Origin of the sequence: Vibrio chagasii (genome assembly GCF_024347355.1) — a bacterium.
GTDB classification, from domain to species: Bacteria; Pseudomonadota; Gammaproteobacteria; order Enterobacterales; family Vibrionaceae; genus Vibrio; species Vibrio chagasii.
The window spans coordinates 1,611,799-1,638,011 of sequence record NZ_AP025465.1 but is presented as its reverse complement, the minus strand read 5'-3'; the positions used below and the strand labels follow the sequence as shown (position 1 = coordinate 1,638,011).

31 protein-coding genes and 2 pseudogenes are annotated in these 26,213 nt (G+C 41.0%); 4 read left to right on the top strand and 29 right to left on the bottom strand.

The genetic code is table 11. From position 1 onward, the window contains the following. Positions 1-6: 6 nt before the first annotated feature. From OCV52_RS07605 to OCV52_RS07510, 20 genes are all read right to left on the bottom strand, one after another. A complete protein-coding gene (locus OCV52_RS07605; protein WP_137408495.1) occupies positions 7-519 on the bottom strand; it encodes a DinB family protein in 513 nt (170 codons plus the stop codon). A 192-nt stretch (positions 520-711) separates the two neighbouring features. Next, complete coding sequence (locus OCV52_RS07600; RefSeq protein WP_137408496.1) at positions 712-1,467, bottom strand: isocitrate lyase/PEP mutase family protein; 756 nt, start codon at positions 1,465-1,467, stop codon at positions 712-714. A gap of 142 nt (positions 1,468-1,609) precedes the next feature. Next, positions 1,610-2,092, bottom strand: a complete 483-nt coding sequence (locus OCV52_RS07595) for an AAA family ATPase (RefSeq protein ID WP_137408497.1) — start codon at positions 2,090-2,092, stop codon at positions 1,610-1,612. Between the two features lie 30 nt (positions 2,093-2,122). Continuing rightward, the gene (locus tag OCV52_RS07590; protein WP_137408498.1) at positions 2,123-2,461 is read right to left on the bottom strand and encodes a GFA family protein; all 339 of its coding nucleotides are present in this window, start codon (positions 2,459-2,461) and stop codon (positions 2,123-2,125) included. Positions 2,462-2,528: 67 nt separating this feature from the next. After that, positions 2,529-3,131 carry a glutathione S-transferase family protein gene (locus OCV52_RS07585; RefSeq protein ID WP_137408499.1) on the bottom strand — a complete coding sequence of 201 codons (603 nt, stop codon included), beginning with the start codon at positions 3,129-3,131 and terminating at the stop codon, positions 2,529-2,531. A 47-nt stretch (positions 3,132-3,178) separates the two neighbouring features. After that, positions 3,179-4,024: an MBL fold metallo-hydrolase gene (locus OCV52_RS07580; RefSeq protein ID WP_137408500.1), complete on the bottom strand. Its 846-nt coding sequence runs from the start codon at positions 4,022-4,024 to the stop codon at positions 3,179-3,181. Between the two features lie 192 nt (positions 4,025-4,216). Further along, positions 4,217-4,639, bottom strand: coding sequence for a VOC family protein (locus OCV52_RS07575; RefSeq protein ID WP_102425725.1), 423 nt, complete (start codon positions 4,637-4,639; stop codon positions 4,217-4,219). Positions 4,640-4,832: 193 nt separating this feature from the next. Continuing rightward, positions 4,833-5,330, bottom strand: a complete 498-nt coding sequence (locus tag OCV52_RS07570) for a GNAT family N-acetyltransferase (RefSeq protein WP_137408501.1) — start codon at positions 5,328-5,330, stop codon at positions 4,833-4,835. A gap of 58 nt (positions 5,331-5,388) precedes the next feature. Beyond that, positions 5,389-5,787, bottom strand: coding sequence for a GFA family protein (locus tag OCV52_RS07565; protein ID WP_137408502.1), 399 nt, complete (start codon positions 5,785-5,787; stop codon positions 5,389-5,391). 268 nt (positions 5,788-6,055) lie between these two features. Beyond that, positions 6,056-6,484, bottom strand: coding sequence for a GFA family protein (locus OCV52_RS07560; protein WP_102423354.1), 429 nt, complete (start codon positions 6,482-6,484; stop codon positions 6,056-6,058). 112 nt (positions 6,485-6,596) lie between these two features. Further along, positions 6,597-7,106: a GNAT family N-acetyltransferase gene (locus tag OCV52_RS07555; protein WP_239931045.1), complete on the bottom strand. Its 510-nt coding sequence runs from the start codon at positions 7,104-7,106 to the stop codon at positions 6,597-6,599. Between the two features lie 32 nt (positions 7,107-7,138). Further along, positions 7,139-7,603, bottom strand: coding sequence for a cupin domain-containing protein (locus OCV52_RS07550; RefSeq protein ID WP_137408503.1), 465 nt, complete (start codon positions 7,601-7,603; stop codon positions 7,139-7,141). Positions 7,604-7,896: 293 nt separating this feature from the next. Continuing rightward, on the bottom strand, positions 7,897-8,664 hold the full coding sequence (locus OCV52_RS07545; protein ID WP_137408504.1) for an alpha/beta hydrolase family protein: 768 nt from the start codon (positions 8,662-8,664) through the stop codon (positions 7,897-7,899). Positions 8,665-8,708: 44 nt separating this feature from the next. Beyond that, the gene (locus OCV52_RS07540; protein ID WP_137408505.1) at positions 8,709-9,134 is read right to left on the bottom strand and encodes a GNAT family N-acetyltransferase; all 426 of its coding nucleotides are present in this window, start codon (positions 9,132-9,134) and stop codon (positions 8,709-8,711) included. A 65-nt stretch (positions 9,135-9,199) separates the two neighbouring features. Beyond that, the gene (locus OCV52_RS07535; RefSeq protein ID WP_390903400.1) at positions 9,200-9,718 is read right to left on the bottom strand and encodes a nucleotidyltransferase domain-containing protein; all 519 of its coding nucleotides are present in this window, start codon (positions 9,716-9,718) and stop codon (positions 9,200-9,202) included. Positions 9,719-9,911: 193 nt separating this feature from the next. Beyond that, complete coding sequence (locus tag OCV52_RS07530) at positions 9,912-10,529, bottom strand: HAD family hydrolase (protein ID WP_137408507.1); 618 nt, start codon at positions 10,527-10,529, stop codon at positions 9,912-9,914. 157 nt (positions 10,530-10,686) lie between these two features. Continuing rightward, a complete protein-coding gene (locus OCV52_RS07525) occupies positions 10,687-11,565 on the bottom strand; it encodes a transglutaminase-like domain-containing protein (RefSeq protein ID WP_150897814.1) in 879 nt (292 codons plus the stop codon). A gap of 112 nt (positions 11,566-11,677) precedes the next feature. Next, complete coding sequence (locus tag OCV52_RS07520) at positions 11,678-12,091, bottom strand: lipocalin-like domain-containing protein (RefSeq protein ID WP_102426578.1); 414 nt, start codon at positions 12,089-12,091, stop codon at positions 11,678-11,680. 121 nt (positions 12,092-12,212) lie between these two features. Further along, positions 12,213-12,629, bottom strand: coding sequence for a GFA family protein (locus tag OCV52_RS07515; RefSeq protein WP_004741071.1), 417 nt, complete (start codon positions 12,627-12,629; stop codon positions 12,213-12,215). Positions 12,630-13,112: 483 nt separating this feature from the next. Next, entirely contained in the window at positions 13,113-13,838 is a 726-nt protein-coding gene (locus OCV52_RS07510; RefSeq protein WP_004741072.1) for a class I SAM-dependent methyltransferase, read from the bottom strand. A gap of 167 nt (positions 13,839-14,005) precedes the next feature. On the opposite strand from OCV52_RS07510, the gene OCV52_RS07505 reads away from it, so the two are divergent. Continuing rightward, a complete protein-coding gene (locus OCV52_RS07505) occupies positions 14,006-15,160 on the top strand; it encodes an IS110 family RNA-guided transposase (RefSeq protein WP_261900867.1) in 1,155 nt (384 codons plus the stop codon). A gap of 418 nt (positions 15,161-15,578) precedes the next feature. Here the strand turns inward: OCV52_RS07505 and OCV52_RS07500 are convergent, their stop codons facing one another. From OCV52_RS07500 to OCV52_RS07485, 3 genes are all read right to left on the bottom strand, one after another. Further along, positions 15,579-16,073, bottom strand: a complete 495-nt coding sequence (locus OCV52_RS07500; protein ID WP_004741073.1) for a GNAT family N-acetyltransferase — start codon at positions 16,071-16,073, stop codon at positions 15,579-15,581. A 141-nt stretch (positions 16,074-16,214) separates the two neighbouring features. Further along, entirely contained in the window at positions 16,215-17,129 is a 915-nt protein-coding gene (locus OCV52_RS07490; RefSeq protein WP_137409180.1) for an alpha/beta hydrolase, read from the bottom strand. A gap of 265 nt (positions 17,130-17,394) precedes the next feature. After that, positions 17,395-17,925 (bottom strand): hypothetical protein, encoded by a 531-nt coding sequence (locus tag OCV52_RS07485; protein ID WP_240700717.1) that lies wholly within the window; start codon positions 17,923-17,925, stop codon positions 17,395-17,397. Between the two features lie 349 nt (positions 17,926-18,274). Here OCV52_RS07485 and OCV52_RS07480 point away from each other — a divergent pair, with 349 nt between their 5' ends. After that, a complete protein-coding gene (locus tag OCV52_RS07480; RefSeq protein ID WP_261900866.1) occupies positions 18,275-19,231 on the top strand; it encodes an IS110 family RNA-guided transposase in 957 nt (318 codons plus the stop codon). Positions 19,232-19,443: 212 nt separating this feature from the next. Here OCV52_RS07480 and OCV52_RS07475 read toward each other — a convergent pair whose 3' ends face one another. Further along, entirely contained in the window at positions 19,444-20,472 is a 1,029-nt protein-coding gene (locus OCV52_RS07475) for an IS110 family RNA-guided transposase (RefSeq protein WP_261900865.1), read from the bottom strand. 68 nt (positions 20,473-20,540) lie between these two features. Next, entirely contained in the window at positions 20,541-21,314 is a 774-nt protein-coding gene (locus OCV52_RS07470; protein ID WP_137409190.1) for a class I SAM-dependent methyltransferase, read from the bottom strand. Positions 21,315-21,414: 100 nt separating this feature from the next. Between OCV52_RS07470 and OCV52_RS07465 the strand changes: the two are divergent. Then, positions 21,415-22,442, top strand: a pseudogene (locus OCV52_RS07465) (IS110 family transposase). Positions 22,443-22,822: 380 nt separating this feature from the next. Here OCV52_RS07465 and OCV52_RS07460 read toward each other — a convergent pair. Further along, on the bottom strand, positions 22,823-23,425 hold the full coding sequence (locus OCV52_RS07460) for an HAD family hydrolase (protein ID WP_157938898.1): 603 nt from the start codon (positions 23,423-23,425) through the stop codon (positions 22,823-22,825). A 121-nt stretch (positions 23,426-23,546) separates the two neighbouring features. Between OCV52_RS07460 and OCV52_RS07455 the strand changes: the two are divergent. Continuing rightward, positions 23,547-24,074: pseudogene (locus tag OCV52_RS07455) on the top strand (IS110 family transposase); the annotation flags it as partial. A 359-nt stretch (positions 24,075-24,433) separates the two neighbouring features. Here the strand turns inward: OCV52_RS07455 and OCV52_RS07450 are convergent. From OCV52_RS07450 to OCV52_RS07440, 3 genes are all read right to left on the bottom strand, one after another. Next, on the bottom strand, positions 24,434-24,784 hold the full coding sequence (locus tag OCV52_RS07450) for a PH domain-containing protein (RefSeq protein ID WP_137409023.1): 351 nt from the start codon (positions 24,782-24,784) through the stop codon (positions 24,434-24,436). 285 nt (positions 24,785-25,069) lie between these two features. Beyond that, on the bottom strand, positions 25,070-25,678 hold the full coding sequence (locus OCV52_RS07445; RefSeq protein WP_137409024.1) for a sugar O-acetyltransferase: 609 nt from the start codon (positions 25,676-25,678) through the stop codon (positions 25,070-25,072). 88 nt (positions 25,679-25,766) lie between these two features. Continuing rightward, positions 25,767-26,147: a VOC family protein gene (locus OCV52_RS07440; RefSeq protein ID WP_137409025.1), complete on the bottom strand. Its 381-nt coding sequence runs from the start codon at positions 26,145-26,147 to the stop codon at positions 25,767-25,769. Positions 26,148-26,213 lie beyond the last annotated feature (66 nt).

The following is a 26,213-nucleotide window of genomic DNA, read 5'->3' as shown; positions in this document are numbered from 1 at the left end:
TTACTGCTATTTTTCTTTCAACACCGCGCTACCTCTGCGTGTCGGCTCCACGAGATGAAGGTAAAGGGTAAATGTGTCCTTTGGGCGTTCTAAATTGTTTTCAGCTAACACTCTAGAAGCCATGCCTCTGTGGTTATTACCGTGTGTAAGCAAGTGGAGAAGGACTTCTTCAACAGACATTGTCCCTATATCACCATCTATGAAGTTAAACTGAATGACTTTGTCTAACTCATCTTTTGAGGCTGACATTACATACTGCACTAACCTAGTATCGTTATGAGCCATCCGCTCACGCAGCTCTGAAAAAGAAGGAGTTTCAACCGTATTATCAGCAGTGTATTTTTCCGGTTCTCCTAGGATTCGACTTGTAAAAAGACTATCCACTACAGTCGTATGATTCAGAATTCTTAAGAAAAATATGCCATCATTTTCCGGCAGTTTTGAAAATTGTCTCTCTCCAAAGTCGAGTAGCTGACTATTTGCCCATTTTTTGTATTCAAATGCTTTAGCAAACTGCATTTATTTATCCTTTTTGGTTTGATTGACTCCCGTGCATTAAGATTTCCATAACCTTTGAAATCAAGCGAATCAACTGTGGAGTTTTAAAGTCCCAATTCTTATCCGCGCACGGGAACGGGGTCACACTTGGTTTGAAAACAAGTGCTGTAGCTTAAAGTTCCGATCGCTTGCACCCTATTTAGGGTTGCGGTATCAAAATAATGTTCTAAATGATTGCTCACGTTTTATGGTTATCAGGTTTTTTTGCAATGAGGAAAGCATCGCTTCGTACAAGAAATTACCCATACTGATGCGCTTCACGCCAAGAGCCTCTAACTCTTTAAAATTTGGTAATTCAGGAACACACATGACATTTATGGGCAGCAACGTGCTATCTACAACGGCTTTAATATCATCGGTTCCTTTGATACATGGAAGAAAAACTCCATCAGCACCTGCTTGCTGATAGGCTTGGATTCTCTTGATGCTCTCCACTAGAGGCTCTTTTACATCCATTAAAAATGTGTCAATGCGGACATTAATGAATACTTCTAGGTTGGCTTTGTTGAGCATACTTTTAACTTTTCTCAACGTTTGCGAGAACATCATCAAATCACAAAGTCGCCTCTCACGATTAACGACTACGCTATCTTCAATATTGATTCCGACCACGCCAACATTCACCAACTCAGTAATATTGTCATAGATTGCCTGCGGCGTATCTCCGTAACCTGATTCAATATCCACGTTCAGAGGTAGATCTGTTGCCTGTGCAATAGCTTTTACCACCGATAGTATCTCTTCAAATTCGATATTTTCACCATCATCAAGCCCGTGACTGCGTGCAATCGCCGCACTCGATGTCCCAATCGCTAAAAAGCCGGTTTGCTCTGCAATTAAGGCGCTTGCTACATCCCAAACATTACAAAGAACAAGTGGTTTTGATGCGGTGTGCATAGTCTTAAACATGTCTGATACTCCTTAAAGTGTTTTGGTTTCAGACATAGGCTAACAACAGGCATACCAAAGAACTCGCCAGTTTCGGAAGTGAATAATAAATATTAACCCCAGACTCTTAATGTACCGAACAAACAATAAGGCTATCGAATATCTACTCGGAGGGGGTCTTTACCCAAACCACATTTTCATTTGAGGTTGGTATTTCAAACCAAGACCAGAACAAAGCTAGCATATCAGGCGTCATTTCATACGACTTTCCGTCCAGATCTGCGTTGCGCTTCAATGCCCTCTGCTTACATGTCTCAAACGATACATCAAGATAATGAACTTCACTTTCAACACCGACTGTCAATGCCCATGTTTTAAAAGCATCTCGGTCTGCCTTCTTCCAAAAACCAAAGTCGAAAATAACAGGGACATTGAGAGAAAAAAGCTGAAGTGCAGTTTCTTTAAATAAGTCTTGGAGCGTAGCTAACCGCTTATCGAACACATCTCGTTCCATGTGCTCACCATAAAGAGGAATCATCCACTCATCAATCGAAAAACGAAAAGCGTTATGTTTAGCTGCAAGCTGCTTGGAATAAGTCGTTTTACCGGAACCAATAAAACCACATACGAAATAGATTTTAGCCATAATTCCTCATCGGCTTGTGTTATTGGATGACTAGTAGGAAGCACCATTGATCTTACGAACAGGAATACGCGAGATAACTTCATTTTCAGCCATTCTCATATTTACTGCCAAAATATCCTCGGAGCATTCCTCCGTTGTTAGATAGTGCGTCAGGCACCCACATGACTTACAACGGTGAAACTCTACTTCTTTGTCTCCCCAACAGTAAAAATCTGTTGGTTCAATCATATTGATTTGAACTTGCTCGGGAGAAAAGTACGCCCAAGCTGCAACATAACGACGACAAATAGAACAATTACAGTCGCCAACTTCTTTAGGGAGCGAACTTAATATCAAACTTACATTCCCGCAGTGACACTTTAACTCCATTTCTTTCCTCTTATAGAAACTCAACATGCGTCTAAGCGTTGGACCTTTTGAATAATTCGCTTAAGACCTAACAATGTTGTGGCTCTGAAAGCTTAACACTCTCATTTTCAAGGAGGTACTTCAAATGCACGTCATAGAAGTTATCTCTTTCACAACCGTGTAGTAACGCCTTTTTATAAATTGAAGCAACAAAGATATCCGCTGCGCTAAAATCAAACCCCACAGCGAACCCTGATTTAAGGCAAATCGACGAACTTAATTTTTTTAGACATTGCATAATCCAGTCTCCACGGAGTTCACGCTTTGACTGCTCACATAATTGCGGGCGCAGAAATCGCAATACTGTTCTATTTTGGGGTGAATGGATGCTGCTATTCACGTATTCACAAACTCGACGAATGTGAGTTTTTTCATCAAGGTTTTTTCCAAACAAACTCGGATTAGGGAAGCGTTCTTCAAGGTACTCAATGATTGCCATCGATTCAGAATAAATCAGACCATCAACAGAAAGTGCCGGAACATAACCAAACGGGTTAATATCGAGGTATGTTGTTGTTAGTTCATTAGAGCTAACTTCAATTCTATCGTAAGCTATTTGCTTGAAATTAAGCGCCCACTCTACCCGTTCAGAGCTATTCGAGCCCTTTGCGCTATATAACAAAATTGCCATCCCCACTCCTTCAAAATGACATTTGATTGGAACCAGTTTGAGAGTAACTACACAATGATACAGCTACCTGTTGGAATCGCCTCCAGGCGTTCTCCCAATACTTCTTTTAACAACTTATATGCTTTTTTTCCGGTGCAATGCCCCGTGTAGAGCTTATCAATTGGATACTCTGATAACGCAAGTCCAAGGTCTTTTATGTTTTTCGTAGTCCCACCAATGCTATCAAATAAGGGTAACCCCACTAAATGAAAGCCCCCGACAACGGCTTTAATTCGTTCTTCTGGAAAATGAGTAACCGCGGTATCGACCATATTTAGGACACCACTATGCGCACAGCCAGTAAAAATAACGATGCCGTCTTCCTCTTTGATTACTAACAAAAGCTCATGATCGAATGAGTCCTGCTTCCATTTGTCCTGAGATTTTGTGTAAAGGTACTGATTCCCTTTTGGCTTTTCGTATTTATCGCTGATATCAGTAATGATAAATACGTTACGCGCAATCTCGGTCGTCTTATTCACGAATTTCAAACGACCACTACTATTTTTCAGTAAATCCGGATTAATACCGACATTATTTTTAAAACCATAAGCACGGAAGTAGTAGCTACGCTCATCACTGTGTTTCAAAAACACATTGGCATTAGAATTATGGCGAACAAAATCGATGGCGCCATTACAATGGTCGTGGTGTCTATGTGATATAACGGCTAGGTCTACGTCTTTGATCTCTACGTCGAGTAAAGGCGCATTTTGACAAAAAGTACCGCCACCTCCCATATCGAATAACATGCTTAGCGACTCAGTTTTGATATGCAGTGACAACCCGCGTTCAACAGCTAAATCAGGCCTACTGTCTAAGCGATTATTATCAACTAACGTCGTTATTTTCATCGTTTCTCTTATATTTTTTGCCCACTCTTCAGAGCGCAAACATCAATGCAACTTTGGTGCTAATTTCCTTGTGGCCTTGGCTCCGTTGCAGCCTTGAGTACTACATAGGCAAGAAAACCACTTATGACAAAGCCATTGCGTAATAGCCATCGAGTGTAAACTTTTTATTGCTAGTCACACATATTTCTACGATCACTCGTATAAGTACATTTCATCATGTATGTCAGATAAAAACTCTGTGAGCTCCCACTCAAAACCCGCTTTATCGTAAAAGTATGCTCGCTTTCGATGCGTTTCTCTTGGAGCATATATACCTCGACGATAGCCTTGTTCGACAAGTTTAGTTTCTATTGTTTGTAGATTTTGTACAACTAAACCAATATGGTTGACCCCATGGTTCTTATACGTTTCTTGCATAGCTCTTGGTGCGAGCGAGTCTAAGTGAGGCTCTTGAAGAGCGAAATAGCTTTGCTCATTTCCAACATGAACCCAACGATGGCGGCCAGGGAGGTCCACATCTTTACGTATTTTAAAGTCAGGGGCGACAATACTAAGAAACATCAGGGTTTCATCAATATCTGGAACAGTAATGTTTAAATGCTCTATCTGAGTCATGCTAAATAATCCTCTAGTTAGTGATACGAATAACAATCGAAAACATTCTGTTACTTCAACTTAACTTGAGGTCAAGCAAACTTACTCAGTAATACGATGCTAAGCGACTGAGTGAGAATTGCTACTACTGTCTTATCAATTCTTAACTCACTTGAAGCCATGTCAACGAAGCTCGGAAACTACTTTTCGCTAATCAATAACCGTTGCTTTCAAAGTGTATGAAGAACATCAAAAGGTCGACATCATTGGCTTTCGTCACTCTAAATTTGTCCCCAACAATGCGAGAAACAGCAGACTTCCAGAAATATAGAGCCCCAGAGTTTTCTAACAACACTCGAATTTGCCATTTGCCTGTAAATACAGAAACGACCTGTGCTAAGGCTTCCTTGCCAACACCTTGCCCTTTAAATTTTCTGAGTACAAAAAACTGTTCAATATCATAGCTCGATAAATCACTAGGATAACGGCGAACCAATACAAACCCTGCGAGCTCGGCATCCACATAGATGAAATAGGGAATATGATCTTCTCGCTCCCAGTACACGTCAAACTGGGAAGAGTCGTAGCTGAATTTGCCCTCATTGTTAGGGCTCCACTTCATATACTCGGTCATATCGTATATGTAATAAGAGAACAAGTTCTCAAGCACTTTCCGTTCTTGTTCTTTAATCTCAATTAATTGTACTTCCATTGAAGGGCCTACCTATGAAATAAACAAGTTCAACTATGCTAATGAACGGGCTTTAGCGTCAACCTATTGCCTTGTCGAAAGTGGGCAAACCTGAAATGTTTTCTAACCAACCGACTTTCGACTCATTGTAGATATTTACATCTGGTTTTAGCTCACCTAACAAATCTAAGTCTAGGCAGCCGAGATGTAGAATATTTAACCCTGCGTATTTTGGATTTGAATTGAATATCGGTGTGCCACATTCACCGCAAAAGTGTTTTCGCGCATTCTCCGTCACATCACAAAACGATAAATCACCAGTAACCAGCTCAAAGTCTGTCTGCAGTACTGCAACGTAAGTTGAAAATGCAGCTCCATTCATTTTTCGACATAAATTACAGTGACAATTGACGATACGCTTAAAGTCACCAGTGACTTTAAACTGTACAGCATTACAGAGACAACTTCCTAAAACCATTTAATACCTCATTACTAGCGTTTAACTGAGTCACCCAAACACTTTCGTATTCATAGCATCGACAAAACTATGAAGCTAACTCACAAGTGACTAATCGACTATAAGCCACTGATTAAATATCAAAAACACCAATCATAAAGATATATACGGAACTGAGTAGCGATGCGCATCAATGAGCAATAGAAACGATAATATGGACGACGTTATAAGTACTATGGTTAAGTTCAGGCTACTTTTGGGGCAGAAAAGGAAAGCCCACTTAACGAAGTTATTTCCCGCTTAGCGCTAACCAATCTTGTTCACTTGGCATTGTTTCAAACTGAGGGATCCCGTCGTTAACAAAACCTACATCCCAATTAGCGTGAGAACCAACATAAACATGGGCAGCAACTTTTGTATCTACCGCTTCAGTTAGCAAACCAGCTGGAACCCAATAAGATTCACCGCTAGAACTCATGTTGGGTACAGGGCTACCGCACTGAGAACAGAACTCCGATTTAAAACCCGAATGAGTAGAAAATGACTTAATTTGATGCTCGCCGGTACACCATTTGAATTGCGACTCTTTTATAATTAAAGCTGAATTTGATGAAGACCCCGAGACTTGGCGACACAATGAACAGTGACATTGATAAATAAGGGGTAACACGCCTGACAACTCAAACGAGACAGCGCCACATAAACAGTTACCTTTCACTCAAATACTCCTTATTAATACCTATAAAAATGCGTTTAAGCGGAACGGGCAAGCAATACCTAATGATGGTTACTCTAAAGACTTACTACCACAGGTTAAATGCCAGCAACTCTTAAACTTGATATTCAGCCATTGCTAAATGGTACTCCACAGTATTTGCGTTACTAGAGGTAATCTCTTGAAAGCCCAAATTCTTCAACACCGAAGCGCTTTTGTGATTCCAAGAGTGAACACCAGCCCAAATTTCGCCTTGATAGCCGGAACTCTGAACTTGTGACAATAATGCTTTGCACATTTGCGTAGCAATTCCCTTCCCCCAACATTTGGGGCTAATCCAATAAGCTAACGCAAGACAATTTTCCAAAGGGAGTAACGTGACCTGACCAATAACTTGCGAATCGTTTAAATGCCGACAACTCCAAACATAGCACTTACCCTCTTCCCACTCTAAAGCACGCTCTAAACACCACTCCCGTGCTTGTGTAAGCGTTTTGATGTCTGCTAAAGGAAGCGACTTAGGGAACAAATCTGAACCTACAGATTTGAGCAAGTAAACAGCGTCATCAACGACCACTGGCCTAAATGTAAGGTCTGAGCATTCGAATTGTCTTGTGAATGTCAAAACTCCCTTCCTATCTACTAATATGAAAAAGGCTAATAGCGCGTGCCGTCCTTTCTGCATGCCACCCAATTACCAGAACTTGCTTCTACCCACTTAAAATCGTCGTCCGGGTAATGAGCTTTATCACCTGCTACGCGGCTACCTATAACAATAAACTTTGCCTGTTTGTCACTTCGGTTTACTAAATGATGCCCATTCTCGACACCACCGGGAAAACCAACGCACATTCCTCGCTTCATAACTTGCTCACCGCCATCCATGATTAAGCACAGCTCACCTTCAAGCAAATATAGGAACTCGTCGGATTTTGTGTGCCAATGTCTTAAAGCTGATTGCGCATTGGGTTCAAGTATCTCTAGGTTCACTCCAAACTGGCTTAAGCCAAATAGGTCTCCCAGTCCCTTACATTCAGAGTCCCCCAGAATTGATTTGTATGGCTCTGGAAACGGGTTAAAAGTGTCACCTATTAAGCTTGCAGTATCTTTTACTTTCGTCATATTTTTCCTCAGTGGGATGTGATGCAAAGCTCGACAGCGAGGATTGATAAGCTTCTCTAGCCTCAAGACTTAGCGAACTGTTAAAATGCTTTTAATCTGAATCCCTCAAGCTTGCATATTGAATCGATAAATCAGTCTTTACATTAGATTTCTTGTACTTTGCCGATTTTTAAAAACACATAGTCTTGAAATATTCCAAACTGCACCTTTCACCGGAAACAGAATCACCAAGCCTTATGAATCAGAATGGTGACAGTTGTTAGCTGTTTTTCGTTCCAAATATAAGTGGTAGTTTACAGATGTTTATTCAACCAACATATCGTATGATCACGCATATCATTCGAAAAATAATGTGATTCGTCAGCCAAATTGAACGCAATTTCAGTATTATTTTTATCGTATTTACTCTTAACCTTTTCAAAAAAGTCTTTCGCGAACTTGGCTGGAACCCAATCATCTCTCTCGCCATTTATAATTAGCATTGGGCGACTTTCATTTTCAAGAAGATACAAACATGGATCGATCTCTTTCATATACCTAATTGCTAACTTTTCGTCTTCGTTGAAAGTCTTATTGTCCGAATCTGCTTTTAATGCGAACTTCTCCAAACCGACGAAATCAGGAGAACCAAGAATAGGCACCGCAACTTTAATCTGGTTATTTTGAGTCAGCGAATAGAATGTAGACAGTGCCCCCATTGAAATGCCGACAAGTGCTATCCTTGATGGGTCAATCCGAATATCTTCTTGATAATGCTTAATAAGTGTATCAATGTCGTTTGCGTTCTGCTTGATAACCTGTGTCACCCTTTTAATAAAACGCGCGTGGCTATCCATGCTCTGAGCATTGCCATCATTCCTCTCACCGTGGCTATCTGAATCAAAACAGATGACTGAATAACCCTGGAGAGCTAGGTTTAACGCCAAATTAGAACCTTCATACTTATCATTGTTCCAACCATGACAGATGATGACTAAAGGGCTTTTCACCCACTCTTTATTGCAATAAAGCAAGTGTACAATCTCACCTAAAACAACTTTTTCGACTAAAACACCTTCCATGATTCCTCTTACCCTTAGTTATAAGTCACTTACGCTTCCATTTGTTAGTCGTCTATTAATACTTTTTGATAAAAGATTTTGTCTACTCCTTCTTTCAAATAGTCCTTATAACGACCTACTTCCTTGAAACCATGAGACTCATAAAAGTCGGGGGCTTGGAACGTATAAGTGTCAACTGCAATATTACGTATTTCTCGCTCTTTACAATACATCTCTATCTTTCGTATTAGTGCAGCTCCATACCCCTGATTTCTTTCCTTTTCTGTTAACCACAAAAATCTAATTTGAACTGAAGTCATATAGATAAAACCAGTTAAACCTCCGAGAATTTCTCCTGATTTATCGCGAACAAAAATAGCAAAAGACTCATCTGTGATTTCTGGTATAAATCTTCGATTGAAATCACCTAGCCCTTGGTAAATCTGATCGATATCTTGAGGGCTCGGCGAGTGAGTAAAAACGATATCCAATGATTTTTCCTTAATTTGGTTGAAAAAATAATGCTCTCGTAAAGAATAAACTATCGTTCTTTTTTTTATGCAGTCGGTTTAAGTTTATCGACAAGCTTCTTTAAATGGTTCTTAGCCAACTCATGGTTCCCTCGACTCATCCACTTAATGCAATCAAAAAGTTCCCAAGTAAGGCCTTTATCACCATTCGTATAGGCAGGAAAATCCTCATGCTTTGGAGCGGGTTCACTGGTTACCCTTTGTTCGATGATGCCTGTTTTATCGAATAGTACTTTGAATGGCTTTGAAATACTGAACGGTTCACTCAAATCTAAGCAGTGAACTTCGGTACTCGTTAAATCATTGAAGATATACTTTTTAAAGTAAGCATTATCATTGTGAAAGCCGTCAAGTAGGTAAAATATTTCCTTGTCGTGTTCAAAAACTGAGAAGCACTTATTGGCAGATTTATGGAAGTTGTTCTTCGTAAAAATAAGAATATCAGCATCCGAAACTCGGTCACCTTTCCCTGCTGCTAATGAGCCTAATAGCACAGCCGCTACTACGTCACTTTCTACCATAAAGGCTGAGCAAACAGAGCGAATTAGTTCACTTTGAAGGGGAAGGTGCTCTAAATCTAGCTTTTCTGTTCTCAAAGTTACCTCCATTTTAGTAACAAAATATTTTCATTAAACAAAGCCGTCAAACCTGATCTTGAGGATAGATATTTCAACCAATTCGAACAACAAATGCCGAGAACCATGAATCAGACTTTGCGATCTAGTGACAGTTATATTGTCAATGTTGGACACCCAGTGCTTTCAAAGCTTGTGCACATTGATAAGTGTTTTTAAAGAGAATTGCGTTCATACCAACTGACTCTGCGCCAGCCACATTATATGGCATATCATCAATGAAAACGGTTTCTGATGCCTCTAAGCCATACTGATAGAGCAATGATTCGTATATTTCAACTTGAGGTTTAAGTAGACCAACCTCAGCGGAAACAATAGCGCCTTCAAATAAGTCCCAAAATGTATATGTTGCTTTTAAATGAGAAACAATTTCATGGACGTTATCAGTCAATGCAAAAACTCTATAACCTGCAGATTTACAACGTCTAATAAGCTCTACGGAGCCATAAATCAAGATTTGGGTTTGCTTAACGTAGTAAAATAGACGTTCACATTCTAATTCAGTGAAACCTAGCACATCACGGTATTGGGTTTTTGCATCATTTTCAGATAACAGCCCTTTGTTTAGATTTAACCAAATATCAGACTGAAATACAGACTTCGCTTTCTCTTCTGCTGATGCGCAATCTCCAAAAGTAAGACGAATAATCTCTTCAGGTGACCAACGAACGACGACATTGCCGATGTCGAAAACAATATTTTTTATCCTTTCAGAACTCACTATTTACTCCTTTAAAATGAATGAAATAGATCAAAAATTCACCAAACACCAAACTAAAATACTCTCAGAACAGTGTTCACCTATCACCTTTCAACGACTGATAAAATCACTGGAATATGAATCAAGTTTAATTTCTTTGCTTTCGTAGGCCACATAGCTACAGTGAAGCATAGAGCTCACTCAATGTCGGAAACTGAGAACAATCCCAGCCGCTTGGAAGCCTTATTTCATTACACGACTTCACTAACTCAAGAGCTTTAACACTATCTGAAGAACAACTGACCTCTGCAAGTTCGTCTAGCAGAGTTAATTCCCACTCTCCAGAAATAGGGGTTATAAATTTAGGCAGTATGCCCCAACCGGTATCCCACGTATGCATTTCAAATTTTGATAATGCATATAAGTCTCGAATTAGGCTCCCTTTGATAAAGGCTAATCCTTTGAAATCTCGAAAACCAAAATTTTCATCAGACTCAGCGTTTTGACGACATAGCTTCCAAGCCCGCCCAGCTAGGATAAAGCTTGATGACGGTACATCACACGGATCAAATTCAAAGTTCAAGACTTGGCGATGAATATCGTCTAACTGAGCATCGACGGCTATCCACCCTTTTTCTTTGTTCCAATACTCACATACCCAGTGATCTTCAAAATGGTTTTGAGCTAAATAAGTCGCAAAGCCACTCCTTAGTCTCGCTGGTATTCCTTTTGCTCTCAATACTGCGCAAACTAATAGTGAAAAGTCTCTACAAATACTGATCACTCTATGGTTTGGTTTCTTGAAAACGTGTGAAGGCTCACCTGATTTCGACATTGCTAAAGAGACTAAATCTTTAGCATACCGAGTCTGCATTTCGGTCAGCTTGTTTAACGGATCAGCCTCAACACCGTAGTGCTCTAACCAATATGAGTGAATAAGATTCCCTTGAACAAACTTACATATACCCACTATATCATCAGATATTTTACGGATGTCTAACAGGTCATTAGTTAGCTCTGTAAACTCCGTGTTTTCGGTATAGTCATTGATAAGCATCTGTTTCTAATCCTTTGTAGATGTCTGTACGCATAGGTTGAAACGAGATTTACAGAAACAACCTCAAATTGAACGTAACCCGGTTCAGAGTAAAAATACCAAGCGTTGTGAATCACCCTTGAACAGTTTGCGTGGTATCAACTTTTGACCATACGAGTGTGACTCGCTCTTTTAGCCCTTTACCAGATAACCATAATCGACCATCTTTTAGTAGCTTAACTTCACGCTCCATACGTTCACCTATAACAGATTTCACGCTAGACTGAAGCCCAAAGTGAAACACACGATTGTTCTCTAAATCTAATTCATAAGTAGCTGTATAAAAGTTTGATTCTCTCTTTTTATCTTCGTCTGTAGGATTAGTTAGTGGATCTCTATTCTGTGCGACGCTAACAAACCCGTTGTCTGTATAAATTAGAGTACCGTTTTGTTTCCCCGGCCAATTAAACATTTCACCTGATTCTCTATGGATGATGAACTCATCTAAAGACCAAACACCAACCAGAATTTCCTTTGATAGTTTCACTTATGCTTCCTTAATTTCCTGGGGACCTAACCTCAATGAAGTTCTAAACAATACAAGAGACTCAGTGCTATCAGAGTTGCATACGTTACGAACCACTTTTAAATGTTTGTTATATGTTTAGTTACACCTTGTCCGCAAAATAAGACATGATTTCTTCTGTAGTCATTTCATTAGTCTCGTTGGCAAAGCAGTAATAGCTTGGACGCATGTCGCTAAAGTATTGCATGTCCATTTTCAAACCTTCTAAGTTTGGGAACAGACCTACAGGCATATTGTATTCACCTGTTTCTTTGAACTTGTAAAACAAATGAGTGCCGCACTCCAGACAGAAACCACGAGAGGCCCAAGAGGATGACTTGTACATTTTTACTTTGTTTTGCCCCTCAATTTTGACTTGAGTTCCACATTTAACTGCGAAAAATGGTGCACCTCCCCAAGTTCGACACGACTGACAATGACAAACTGTAAAGTTAGGGTTGATGCTTTTTGCTTTGATTTTTACAGCGCCACATAGACAGTTAGTCTCTACGTAAGACATTAAATTACTCCTAAATTGATGAAAACATATAACGCCCTGCTAAGGGCAGTAACGTAATAGAAAGCCCCTGCATACCACTTTACATACTGAAACCAACGCATAGAGAATGCCATGTGTTACAAATCAATCTTGGGTCATTTGTTAGTACATGCACGACTTCTATTTATATGCCACAAGATATTTAAAATTCAAATTATACAAAAGCTTTTTAATAATGAAGTGAGGCGGGTAGCTACAAAACTTAAACTCGATTAAGAGGCGAAAGTTAGCTAGAGGAAAACGAACTGAACTCCCCTACTTTTACTGATTTAAAGTTAGAAAAGGATTCGTTCCTCGCACTTAGCCAGAAACACCAAAACTCATGACCTTTGATGTCAACCCCGTACTAAAGCACCGTTAAGGTTTGAGGAACGTGGTACCTTACCCTCCGCATGATACGCAATGTAAAAATGCCACGCGTTGTAAATCACTCTTAAACACTTGTTAAGTGGGTCGGTGTGTAGAGTTAATAAACAGGTATAGTGCAAAACCCATTGTTTCACGTCCCCACTTTAAGTACGCATCTTTCCAGTGTCGTATCGTTTTGACTTTGTCCAACAACTCAATATTCGCAGGATCTAGTAGCAACTCTCGTTCGGATGCCAACCAAAACGAACTTTCAAATGTGTCCCAATCTTGATAGGAAGAGTGAACAACATAAACGCATTCGAGGCCTAACTGATTGCCTGCTTCTATATTTTTTAAGTTTGACCTTAATTCTAAAGGATCAATACCTGTTGCGAGTAAGTATTCCTCATCTGGCTCTTTTCGCCAATACGCATCCCCAAGTACAATTACGCCATTGGAAACTATAAGTGATTTCATGTCAGATAATGCATTGTCTAAAGCTTCACCAACATCGCCAAAAGCATGAGTAGAGCCTAAGCTAAAACACGCATCAAATGCGCCCCTAGGCAACTCAACATCTTTGAATGCAGATGTATGAAAGGTAATTTGGTCCAAATATGATTCCAGATTTTCCTTTGCTTTAGCGATTTCCAATTCATCGTTATCAATGACTACCGCCCGACAATTAAATTTTTCTATAACTCTTTTAATTAACTCGCCATTACCACAACCAACATCTAAGACTAAAGAGTCCTCATTTAGCCATAGCTCATCTAGTAAGTTATCTATACAACTTGGGCTAATGGGGCTGTTATATTCCATGATTACCTTCCATGCTATTTTCTAATTTAAACACTTGACAGAATGATTGATATCAGAAGCACATAGACATAATGACCCCCACGAAAGGTGCTAGCCTCCAATATCGTGGGTTAGCTGAAAGCCAGAGCCATAATTAGTGCGTTAAACAACTAAATTTGGAGGCTAGCATGAGTAAAGATAGCATAATTTTCATTGGCTTAGATACGCATAAGTCATTTATTCAAGTCGCTGTTTTACAAGAACATCGAGGGGCAAACCCACAACAGTTAGGCCGTATTAAATCCAATAAGGCCGCGCTAATTAAATTGGCCAAGCAACTGCAATCCAAGTATCCAAAAGCCACTCTGCACTTTGTCTATGAAGCAGGACCATGTGGTTACTGGACTTATCGCCTGATTACGAGCCTTGGACACTGCTGCTATGTCGTCGCTCCATCACTTATACCTAAGAAGCCAGGCGATAGAGTTAAAACTGACAAACGAGACGCAGCAAAGCTCGCCAAGCTGTTAAAAGCCGAAGAGCTTACACCCATCTATGTACCAGAAGCCGAAGATGAAGCTATTCGAGATCTCTCGCGTGCCAGAGAAACGGCAATGAAAGATCTCAAAGACGCAAAGTTCCAACTCAAAGGCTTTCTTCTTCGCAATAATATCCAAGCGACGGTGAATGATAACTGGTCTAAAAAGCATCTACGGTGGCTGACCGATCTCATTCTTCCTCACCATAGTCAACAAATCGTCTTGCAAGAGATGATCATTACTATCAATGAGCGGATACAGCGGCTGCAACGACTCGATAATGAACTGCTCCATCAGGTCAAAAACTGGCGATACTATCCTGTTGTGAAAGCCATTCAAGCTATGCGGGGTGTAAGGTTACTCGTAGCTCTTGGCACAATAGCTGAGCTGGGTGACTTACGGCGGTTCGACCATCCAAGAAAGCTTATGGCTTACCTTGGGCTTGTTCCAACAGAAAACTCCAGTGGAGGGAAAACTCGTCGTGGCAGCTTAACAAAGTGTGGCAACAGTCGAGCCAGACGGTTACTCGTTGAAGGCGCACACACCTATAAGCATAAAGCGAACATATCTGTAGAGCTGCAACTAAGGCAAGAAGGGCTGCCTAAAGAGATAGTTGATATCGCTTGGCAAGCCCAGCAAAGGTTATGTCGTCGTTACCAACGACTACTACAAAAAGGTAAACACCGAAATGTCGTTGTGGTCGCCATCGCAAGAGAGATGATCGCTTACATCTGGGCCATTGCGCGTGAAGTTGTCATCAGCGATGTGGATCCTAGAACTCGAATCGCTCGTTTACCGGCATGAAGACAGAATTAGTGTTATCGCATTGGATAAAGCATCGGGAGTGGCACAAACACCGACGGCGTTAGGACGGCAATATAGCTTCGGCTGTATTGAACCACGAGCATAGACTGAAGACAGGTGCTACGACGGAACAAGTAAGGTAGGCTCTACTCATCAAACGATGAGCAATCCACGTATATCAGCATGAGAACCGACGACATTACTTGCTTCATCTATGCGGTAACACTATCCCAAAATGAACAAAGGCTCTGAAATGAGGGAGCAGAAACTTCTACGTTTTTAATTGACAGTGGGGGTCATATCAACGCCAAATTAAGATGTGAAGCATTCAACAACGACACTTAATTTGACTACCGTAAACACTGAACTCAACCAGAACCAAAAATGCCAAGCGTGCCGAATCGCTCTTAAATGTTTGTTATATGCATTTTTCGAAGTACTGAACTGGCATATTTTGATAGGAACCGTCACCACACGCCTTGAACCCAAGTTTAAGAAGTATGTGCTGCGAAGGCATGTTTTCAGGTTCAGTTATAGCAAGAATTTTCGTATAACCAATTTGATTAGCAAAAGAAAGAACGGCAGAACTTGCTTCGAATGCATACCCTTTACCCCGAGCTGAAACCTTAAGCCGATATCCAAGTTCAACTACACTTTCGCCTTTATGGTTAAATGATTCTACCCCACAATAACCAACTAGCTCGCCAGTCCTGCGTTCCACAACACAAAACTTTCCAATACCTTTATATTGAAATGCACTAACAAGCTCTTCAAAACGCGTATCTGCTTGCTCATGTGTCATTGCGCCAGTTGGAGAAAACGCCATAAAATCAGAATTACCAAGTAATTTTATAACTTCACTACGGTCTTGCTGCGTAAATTTTCTGAGCTCTAAACGCTCCGTTTTAATCACTTAATGCCTCCATGGATATAACGCGAAGTTAAGGGGGAAGCAACGCAACACCGAAGCCGCCCCTTACCACCTTAAACACTAAACTCAACGCACAGCAAAAAAGCCAAGCGTTGTGAGTCACTCTTAAACAGCTTGTTCAATCTAATTTTTTATTTGGTTTGAAATTGCACTAATACAGCGTTTTGCCGAATTACAAACGCCGGACAACTGAAAGAAACCATGAATCACACCCAAATAACGTTCGCAGTAAGCCTCTACGCCTTGTGAAAGCATCAACTTGTATAAGTGCTCCCCCTCATCACGTAGCGGGTCAAACTCCGCGGTAATAATAGTTGTGATGGGCAAACCGCTGAAGTCTCTGTTTAAAAGGTTGAGCTCTGGCTCAACAATTTCTTTAGAGCTGCAATTCGCGTATAACTCGAAACCAGAAAGAAGCATATTTGCCGTTATAATATAATCTGAACCATTTTCTCTATAACTTTTCGAATTGCCTGTTGGATCCAGCATTGGATAAATAAGAATTTGCTGACGAGGTAACCACTGCTCTAGCTTTTTCAATCTAAGCGTCGTAGCCAAAGCTAATTGCCCTCCGGCGCTATCGCCAACAAATACTAATTGCTCTGAATCCCCCCCATACTTGTGCGCTTGCTCCTTAATACCGAGTACAGCTTGGTATACATCATCGTGTGCTGCTGGATAAGCATGTTCAGGTGCAAGCCTGTATTGAATGCAAATAACTATCGAGTTGGATAGAAGAGCAATTTGTCTTAGCTGAGCATCATGTGTACCAAAGCCACCACTGATGAAACAGCCTCCATGAAAATAGACCGTTATAGGTAAGTTCACTTCATCTGTAGGCTTGTAAATCTTAACCGGAATACTATTAATTACATCTAAGTATTCGCTTTCAATTTTAGGACTTTCACCAGCTAGTACAGCGCTACCAATATAGCCTGCCCGGCGATCAACAATTGTTTGTGCTGAAGGGCAAGGTTTGCCATTAGATTCAAATTCTTCGACTAGCTCTCTGATGCCAGCTTCTAAGTACTTGGTCATTTTATAACTCTATAACTAAAAAACCGGTGAATAGTATACCAATACAAAGCATGTACATCCATACAGTAGTAATGTGTGATGTAAATTAGATATAACTCCCTGTTAAAGGGTGATTAACGCAAAACAAAAACTACCGCATACCCGCCTAAACACTTAAACCAACGTATAGTAAAAGTACCACGCATTGTGAATCAATTTTATACAGTTTGTTATGCATTTTGGTTTTACAAATTTAATAGCAAACTTTATACAGGAATTTCGGACACTACTTCCTTAGAAACCTAAAGAATAGAGAAAGAAAAGCAAATGCTATAAGACTTGAGCAAACGCGCCATTTAATTTGTTCGGCATTGATTTTATTTACCCTATGAAGGCCATCAGAGCTCGAAAGAAGAACTTCATCTCCAGCGTTAACGTAAACAGTATAATAAATATTATCTATATGCGTTCTAACTAGTCCAACACTCAGATTTTCTATATCTTTACGCGAACCATAGCCTAGGGAATAGTCATGATTTATTGAGTTAAAGTCATACCCTTGAATTTTAATATCGTACTTGTATTCTTTATCGAAAATAATTTGATAAGTTAATCCACGACCAGCTGCACCATGCTTACCTGTTACTTCAGCTTTATGGTGTAACACATCGTTATCAGTGTATGGACCCTCAATAACTCTATTTTCTACAACACTTGTCGACATAATAAAAATGGCTATGAGAACTGCAGGCGCATAGTGTGACCCACAAATTCTCTTAACACTACGAATCATACTTTTACTCGTATCTAGTAGCATTGATATTAGCTCCAACATTAATTAGTCAGTTACCCTAAAACACTGATTAAAATACATAACGCCTTGTCAAGTTGCAGCTAACCACCACTACACTCAATCCAAACCAAAATCGCCAACTGTTAGCTGTATGCTTGAACAAATTGTATGGATAATAAGCACTCCAATCGGGTAAGGTGAGACCCAGACTTTAGCTGCAACTAAAGTTCTTCTATCTGGTAGTTCGATTGAACAGTGGCTCCTCTATTGAGAGACCGATAACAAGTACGAACGCCAGATAGAACTCCAAGCACCACACTCGAATAGTCTTCTGGGTCTCGAGCCCGCATTTGCAAGCAAGAGTTAGCTTATTATGAATACAAACACACTTCAAAACATTAATATTGGCGTTGATACTGGTAAGTCACAATTAGATATCTATATCCGTCCACTCGACATTTACTTCACCGTACCAAACACCGATAAAGGCATCAGCGATGCCATCAAAGCAATTAAGAAACACAAACCTCAACGCGTCGTTATCGAGGCTACAGGTCGATTAGAAATGCCCTTCATACTCGCCTGTGATAAAGCCAAATTGCCTTATGTCGTTGCCAATCCACTACGTATTAAAAGGTTTGCTGAAGCCATTGATCAACGAGCTAAGAACGACCGTTTAGATGCCGCGCTCATCGCACATTATGCCGAACGAGTTCAGCCCGAACTTACCAAGCTAAAAAGCGAAAACATACGCCTTATGAGTGACTTAGTCACAAGGCGGAACCAACTACTCACCATGCAAACCATGGAAAGAAACCGACTACAAATATTACCCAAAAACATCTTATCGACTATTACTCCGATTCTAACCGCTCTAAAAAATCAGCTTGAAAAAGTAGAGGCAAAGATAGAAAAGCTGATTGAGAGCTGCCCTGAGTATCAAGCTAAGAACACCATCCTTCAAAGCATGCCTGGCGTAGGAAAGATCCTAGCCGCCTCCCTAATTAGCAATGTACCCGAACTCGGTTTTATCACTAACAAGCAAGCCTCTTCTCTCATTGGCGTCGCACCTATAACAAGAGAGAGCGGACGCTTCAAAGGCAAACGGATGATAAAAGGAAGTCGGCCTCAAGTTAGAACAGTCATGTACATGGCAATGATGTCGGCTATCCAATGCAACCCTGTATTTAAGGCTACTTATGAACGATTACTTGCGGCAGGAAAACCTAAAAAAGTAGCGATAGTTGCCTGCATGAGAAAGATGGTTGTAACACTCAATTCAATGCTAAGAGACGGCGCAATGTGGAATAAAGATAGCGTCAAAAATTAACTATTGACGCCATAGTCTCTTATATGGACTCCCCCGTTTCAACAAAAAGAACGATAGATATTCGCGTGCTTATATACGAGCTACTATTGAGGAGCTACCTCTGCTCAATGATAATTTCGGCTGTTAGGGTACAATGCTTGTTAGCGAGCTTTTCCTCTTTCGACTATTCTGTATCACCTAACTTTTATCTTACGCTTCATTTTGTCAAACTGTCAGAGCATAGATGCTCTATACTCCGTATCAGATTTAAGCATAGCAAAAGCGGTACGAACTGTTTTATTTGCCAGCGCTACCGCTGCACATTTTTTACCTCTACGTACTACTAATGCTTGTAGCCACTGTTCTTTCTTTGTTTTAGCATCGCGTTTTACGACTTGCTGAACCACAGACATTGCGCCAGTAATTAATAGGCTGCGCAACGTTGAGTTTTTCCGTTTATCAATATGTCCCAACTTCGCTTTACCACCAGAAGAATGTTGGAGTGGTGTTAAGCCAATACAAGCGGAAACATCTTTTCCCTTTTTAAACTGACCAAGTTCTCCTGATGCCAAAGCAATGTACAAATGAACTGCGTTTAACTTACCGATACCTTCAATCTTCATTAACTTTTGGCATTCTTGGATTGACCTTATCCATTGATCAAGGGAATGATCATAAGTATCAATGGCTTCGCACAAAACCAAATATAAGTCGAGTGACACTTTCAGCATATGCCTAAAATCAGCTGTTAGCTCATTGTCCGCGTCTTCCAAAATCAGCTCTATCGATTGAGTAAAGCCTTGATGGTTCCTCGAGACTGGAAGATTAAACTCCCTCATCAATCCTATTAATTGATTTTTTAATGCCGTCCGTTGTTTAACAGCTTGCTCTCGTAATTTCAGCATTGATTGCGCTTGCTGTTGGCTATTCGTCTTACCAGAAACGAAAGTTACTTCAGGTAACTGTGAGGCTTGAATGATCGCTAAAGCGTCATTCTTATCTGTTTTTTGATTCTGACGAACCGCTTTAACCAAACGAGAGGAAATTAACTTCGAAGTGTGGCCTAAAGATGTGGCAATTTGATTCCAATAATTAGAGCTTGCGCAAGCTTCAAACACCACCAGAGAGGGTGACAGATTACTGAGATAAGCGCTGAACTGTTTCGGTGTCATTTCTCGATTAGATTGCGCCTTTTTATCTGCGTAAACGCAAACTTGAATAACCTTAGCGACTAGATCAACGCCAATAATGAGATTTTTCATAATCAGACTCCCGTGTTGCTTCCTATTAAAAGATAGGCGGATTGGGGATGGGGAGTCCAATCATCTTGTTAGGCGACTTTTCGCGCTTTGATTGAATATAACAAAGGAATCTGTCGACCTTTATACAACATTTGGTATCCCAAGTTTGGTACTGACTCCAAATCATCAAAACAGTTATATGGGCTATATGGATGCTCAGAGAAAGACTCAATCTTTAAACCTGTATCGATTAAGGCGTTTATAACCTCACTTATTGGATGAGACCAAGTAACCGTAGTTGATTTTGTACCATCGCAGTTTTCTGTATAAGTGCCGCCCTCTTCAACGTCAGGCGCTCTATCCGGAAAATACGAGTAGCCAGATAGCAAGTCATGAAACGTATGGAACTCAACTAGGTGAAACTCCCCGCCGACTTTTAGTGACTTGGCAATAGTCTGTGCCCAATCAACTAAGTTGGGTAGCCAACACAACACACCGTATGAAGTAAATACGACATCGAATTGTTGCTTATTTTCATGACCAAATTGAACAACATCACTTTCAATAAAATCCGCTTTTAAATCCAAAGCCTTTTTTAGTGAATTAGCATGCTTGATTGCATTAGCAGATAAATCGACACCTGTGACCTCTGCACCTAAGCGAGCCCAAGACAAGGTATCTTGACCAAAATGACACTGTAGGTGCAATAGAGACTTTCCTTGAACATTTCCTACTTGTTTTAGCTCGATTGGATTTAGAGAACATCTACCATTCTTAAATGATGCGATATCATAGAACTCCGATTCAACGTGTACCTTGGTTCTTTTATCCCATGCTTCTTTATTTATACTCAAATAATCCATTTTTTTCCGTATATTAATTTTGCAGCCTAACGCATGACATGGATTCCCCCTACCGAGGATCTGCCAAACTTATGTGGTACTTAATTGCACCGGAGGCACTATTTCTAATTATTCTTATTTCTGCGGTATCGGCCTAGCCAAAAAACCACTTTAGTCTTCATGCCATAGACCAAAACGGTAAGGTCATACTTCATAAGTCAGTAACTCGCTCTAAACTGCTGACTACAATAGCAAATATGCCACTCATGCGTATAGGCGTTGAAGCGTGTGGTGGTGCACATTATTGGGCAGAACACTCAATAAACTGGGTCACGACGCCCGTATCATGGCCGTTAAATACGTAGTTCCTTATCGAACTAAGGGAAAGAACGACCTTAATGATGCTGCTGCCATATGCGAAGCTGTTCAGCGCCCATCAACTCACTTTGTGCCCGTAAAATCCCCCGAGCAGCAAGCTATCCTATATCGGTACATAGAATGAGAGAACATTGGGTTCGTGAACGCACCGCGCTTATGAATCGCATGCGTGCCCTGCTTTCAGAATTCGGATTAATCATTCCTGTTGGTCACTCTTCATTGATGAAACAGGTTCCCTTAATGCTCGAAGATGCAGAAAATGAACTGCCACACCTCGCAAGAACGGTGATAGCCGATGCTTATCATCACCTTGACGAACTCAATCAACGTATCGCCGATACTGAGCAAGTCTTCGATTCTTTTGCTAAGGTCAGCACTAATGTTCAACGAGTGATGAAGGTTCGGGGCATTGGCCCTCAGACCGCGACTGCGATACTCGCTTCGATAGGCAATGGCACTCAATTTGATAAAAGCCGTGATTTTTCTGCATGGCTAGGCTTAGTACCAAAGCAATATTCCACAGGAGGAAAGCCTCGTTTAGGCCGGATAACCAAACACGGCGACAAATATTTGCGAACACTATTAGTTCACGGGGCAAGGACCGTGATTGCCAACCTTGGCGACAAGCAAGATAAGTTAAGTCAGTGGTGTCGAGGCGTTCTAGAGCGCAGAGGAATGAATCGAGCGATAGTGGCACTTGCCGCGAAGAACGCACGAATTATATGGTCGCTTTTACACAATCAAACAGAATATGAAAACTATGCTGCTTAAGTAGAAACTTAAGCAGCATAAAGAGTTAAACCCACCGGGTCATTGCAGACGCTAATGATGGAGATAGGTTAAGACCACTTGCGGAGAGCCTGTTAATGCGGTGGACACACTAGATGCCATCTAACGAATAAGGCACCGCAGTCGCGCAAAGTCATCAGGGCCACGACGTATGCGAATCGTCGATAAGTAGGCCGAATGTAGAGCGGCAGTCCAAAACCCATCAACATAAGTTTAGCGGATGTTTGACAACCGGGGGGATCCATGTAGCCGCGTTAATAGGCAGACAACGCAGCCACAAACTTAAAGCATTGTGACATAAACACTAAAACCAAACTGTGAGCCAAAACTGCTAAGCGTTGGTTGTCCAATTGAACGCTTGGTTATGTACATTTATCTTTGATGAAATCCAGTGTTTCCTTTGTACTAGTATGTAAAAGACTTTCAATCCCCATAGCCCTAGCGGCCTCCACATTTCGATGGGTATCATCAATAAAGATGCAATGCTTCGACTTTACCCTGAGGCGCTTCAATAAGCGTTGAAAAAACAAAAAGTCAGGTTTGGCAATGCCGATTTCTGACGAGTTAACAATTTCATCAAATGCTTTCTCTAAACCCACGTTAACAAGGTCATTGTTTAATCGACTTGTCGCATTGGTGACCAAAACAACCCTACCGTTAGAAAGTAGGCTTCGGATATTATTAAGGAACTCATAGTCAATCTCAGCGTTCAGTGAACGCCACTTGTTAACCAACTTTGCCGCCGTACTCTCACCATGAACTAGCGACAAGTCGTAACAAACATTGTTACACCATTCATCATGAGAAATTTTGCCAGTGATTGCGGGAATTAGGTGCTTTTCAGAAAAAGCACATGTGAACAAAGGGTTGCGTACTAGTCCCAACGTATCAGCATACTCTTCCATTTCAATATTGGACCAATGACGAATTACACCGTCAAAATCTATTAATACTGTATTTTTCACTGCCCCTCCTATGTACATAGACATAATGACCCCCACGAAAGGTGCTAGCCTCCAATATAGTGGGTTAGCTTTAAGCCAGAGCCATAATTAGTGCGTCAAACAACTAAATTTGGAGGCTAGCATGAGTAAAGATAGCATAATTTTCATTGGCTTAGATACGCATAAGTCATTTATTCAAGTCGCTGTTTTACAAGAACATCGAGGGGCAAACCCACAACACCTTGGCCGTATTAAATCTAACAAGTCCGCGCTTATTAAATTGGCCAGACAACTGCAATCCAAGTATCCAAAAGCCACTCTGCACTTTGTCTATGAAGCAGGACCATGTGGTTACTGGACTTATCGCCTGATTACGAGCCTTGGACACTGCTGCTATGTCGTCGCTCCATCACTTATACCTAAGAAGCCAGGCGATAGAGTTAAAACTGACAAACGAGACGCAGCAAAGCTCGCCAAGCTGTTAAAAGCCGAAGAGCTTACACCCATCTATGTACCAGAAGCCGAAGATGAAGCTATTCGAGATCTCTCGCGTGCCAGAGAAATGGCAATGAAAGATCTCAAAGACGCAAAGTTCCAACTCAAGGGCTTTCTTCTTCGCAATAATATCCAAGCAACGGTGAATGGGGAGTGGCACAAACACCGACGGCGTTAGGACGGCAATATAGCTTCGGCTGTATTGAACCACGAGCATAGACTGAAGACAGGTGCTACGACGGAACAAGTAAAGTAGGCTCTACTCATCAAACGATGAGCAATCCACGTATATCAGCATGAGAACCGACGACATTACTTGCTTCATCTATGCGGTAACACTATCCCAAAATGAACAAAGGCTCTGAAATGAGGGAGCAGAAACTTCTACGTTTTTAATTGACAGTGGGGGTCATATCAACGCCGCGTTAAGTAGTGAGCAACGCTACCACAAAACCTAACTACAGCACCGTAAACACAAAACCCAACGATAGCACTAAAAATGCCAGGCGTTGGGAATCTGTCTTAAACGCTTTGTTATGCGTCTTCATCCACGATCGGAGAGCCTAACATGGTATCTTCAATGACTGAGTGGCACTCGATTTTGAACCACTTTTGAAACAACGCCCAGTTACGTTTTTGCGGCCAAAGTGATTGGTCTACATACCAATCAAACAGTTCACCCTCAAAAAGTACATCGCAGTTCAATTTCACCCACTCTTTGACTGTATCAGGTGAATCAGCGACTTCACTACTTACTAAATATACAGTGCGATCTTCATTTGCAGACTCTACCGTCAAGTCAGAAACTCCAGTTGTATCAACTTTGTTCAGCCAATCCACTGCTTCTTGAGTATATCGGAGTAATAATGCGCCACGATTTAACATGAAATTTCCCGTTAATAGATGTTAGGCGGCAAACATACCATGAAATTACTTCATATTATTAGTCCAATTTTAGCCCTGACGCATAACAGCTCTATTAGACAGAAAAATTCTGTATTTAAATGCAGAATAATTCTGTCTAGTTTCTATCGTTCACACCTTATGTGCAATCTAATCATTATATAACAATGGCTTATATCACAGCTAGGGGCGGAGCTAGAGAAAATGCGGAATTTTTCTGTCTAGTATGCCCCCCCCCACACACATTAAGAATCTGGTCAATACGGCTTACTTAAGCTCTTCTGGTATACGGCGATCTTTGTGGTAGTACTCTCGGTCGCGTTCGTTGATTTCTCTCACTACTTTGCAAGGGTTACCAACAGCTACCACATTGGCTGGGATGTCTTTGGTGACTATACTGCCCGCTCCGATAACCGAGTTTTCACCTATGGTAACGCCCGGTAAAACAACTGTGCGCGCGCCAAGCCATACGTTGTTGCAGATACGGACAGGAACATTGAACTGGGCGGCTTTGAGCCTGAGTTCTGGGCTGATGGGATGTGTGCCTGTCGCGATGGTTACGTTAGGTGCAATCATTACGTTATCGCCGATGAATACGTCGGTATCATCAACAAGCGTTAGGTTGAAGTTTACGTATACGTTGTTACCTAAGTGAGTATGACGCCCCCAGTTGGCGTGTAGTGGCGGCTCTATGTAACAACCCTCGCCGACCTCTGCGAAGAGTTGCTTCATAATTTGTTGGCGTTTTTTACCTTCACTCGGGCGAGTGTGGTTGAAATCGTACAGCACTTCTAAACATTGCGTTTGCTCGGCGACCAGATCAACGTCATCACAGTAATAAACGTCTTGGCTGTGCATTTTTGCCTTTATATCCATGTTTGAACCTATTTGATAATTACCGAAGAACGGCATAAATAAAGCGACATATGGATAATTTGAAGCGTTTCATTGGTCTCAAAACAAGTTACGAGTTACGCGGCCTTATGTTCTCGGCAACGCGCCATAACACGCCACTTGGGTCAGTGATACAAAACTCAAGCATTCCCCAAGGTTGCTCAACCACCTCGGTAACGGTTACTTCAAATTCCGCCATTACATTAGAGTTTTGTACATGCTGATACCAACTTTTTACGTCCTCTACGAGCAAGTGCATCATGTAATTGTGACAGTGTACAGGTTCGTAAAAATCTTGTAAAAGGAATGCATAATCATCGTGACGAAAATAAGCGATATCATGGAACTCAGACATGAGCTCAAACCCCAGAGCTTGGTAAAATCGCTTAGATAGATCGAAATCTTTTGCGGGCACAAACGATTTTATTTCAGTGACTTTGAGGTTTCCCATGATAAACAATTCCTTCTGTTTTGAAGCCCAGAAGTATCGCTGAGCTTTGTGCATTATGCTTAAATT

Coding starts and splice junctions, on each gene's coding strand:
- OCV52_RS07445 (WP_137409024.1), bottom strand. CDS start 25,678: ATGGATATAAAGGCAAAAATGCACAGCCAAGACGTTTATTACTGTGAT.
- OCV52_RS07490 (WP_137409180.1), bottom strand. CDS start 17,129: ATGACCAAGTACTTAGAAGCTGGCATCAGAGAGCTAGTCGAAGAATTT.
- OCV52_RS07600 (WP_137408496.1), bottom strand. CDS start 1,467: ATGTTTAAGACTATGCACACCGCATCAAAACCACTTGTTCTTTGTAAT.
- OCV52_RS07515 (WP_004741071.1), bottom strand. CDS start 12,629: ATGTCTTACGTAGAGACTAACTGTCTATGTGGCGCTGTAAAAATCAAA.
- OCV52_RS07450 (WP_137409023.1), bottom strand. CDS start 24,784: ATGTTAAATCGTGGCGCATTATTACTCCGATATACTCAAGAAGCAGTG.
- OCV52_RS07480 (WP_261900866.1), top strand. CDS start 18,275: ATGAATACAAACACACTTCAAAACATTAATATTGGCGTTGATACTGGT.
- OCV52_RS07485 (WP_240700717.1), bottom strand. CDS start 17,925: ATGCTACTAGATACGAGTAAAAGTATGATTCGTAGTGTTAAGAGAATT.
- OCV52_RS07545 (WP_137408504.1), bottom strand. CDS start 8,664: ATGGAAGGTGTTTTAGTCGAAAAAGTTGTTTTAGGTGAGATTGTACAC.
- OCV52_RS07550 (WP_137408503.1), bottom strand. CDS start 7,603: ATGACGAAAGTAAAAGATACTGCAAGCTTAATAGGTGACACTTTTAAC.
- OCV52_RS07595 (WP_137408497.1), bottom strand. CDS start 2,092: ATGGCTAAAATCTATTTCGTATGTGGTTTTATTGGTTCCGGTAAAACG.
- OCV52_RS07605 (WP_137408495.1), bottom strand. CDS start 519: ATGCAGTTTGCTAAAGCATTTGAATACAAAAAATGGGCAAATAGTCAG.
- OCV52_RS07475 (WP_261900865.1), bottom strand. CDS start 20,472: ATGAAAAATCTCATTATTGGCGTTGATCTAGTCGCTAAGGTTATTCAA.
- OCV52_RS07510 (WP_004741072.1), bottom strand. CDS start 13,838: ATGGAATATAACAGCCCCATTAGCCCAAGTTGTATAGATAACTTACTA.
- OCV52_RS07440 (WP_137409025.1), bottom strand. CDS start 26,147: ATGGGAAACCTCAAAGTCACTGAAATAAAATCGTTTGTGCCCGCAAAA.
- OCV52_RS07570 (WP_137408501.1), bottom strand. CDS start 5,330: ATGGAAGTACAATTAATTGAGATTAAAGAACAAGAACGGAAAGTGCTT.
- OCV52_RS07590 (WP_137408498.1), bottom strand. CDS start 2,461: ATGGAGTTAAAGTGTCACTGCGGGAATGTAAGTTTGATATTAAGTTCG.
- OCV52_RS07575 (WP_102425725.1), bottom strand. CDS start 4,639: ATGACTCAGATAGAGCATTTAAACATTACTGTTCCAGATATTGATGAA.
- OCV52_RS07580 (WP_137408500.1), bottom strand. CDS start 4,024: ATGAAAATAACGACGTTAGTTGATAATAATCGCTTAGACAGTAGGCCT.
- OCV52_RS07505 (WP_261900867.1), top strand. CDS start 14,006: ATGAGTAAAGATAGCATAATTTTCATTGGCTTAGATACGCATAAGTCA.
- OCV52_RS07525 (WP_150897814.1), bottom strand. CDS start 11,565: ATGCTTATCAATGACTATACCGAAAACACGGAGTTTACAGAGCTAACT.
- OCV52_RS07565 (WP_137408502.1), bottom strand. CDS start 5,787: ATGGTTTTAGGAAGTTGTCTCTGTAATGCTGTACAGTTTAAAGTCACT.
- OCV52_RS07470 (WP_137409190.1), bottom strand. CDS start 21,314: ATGGATTATTTGAGTATAAATAAAGAAGCATGGGATAAAAGAACCAAG.
- OCV52_RS07585 (WP_137408499.1), bottom strand. CDS start 3,131: ATGGCAATTTTGTTATATAGCGCAAAGGGCTCGAATAGCTCTGAACGG.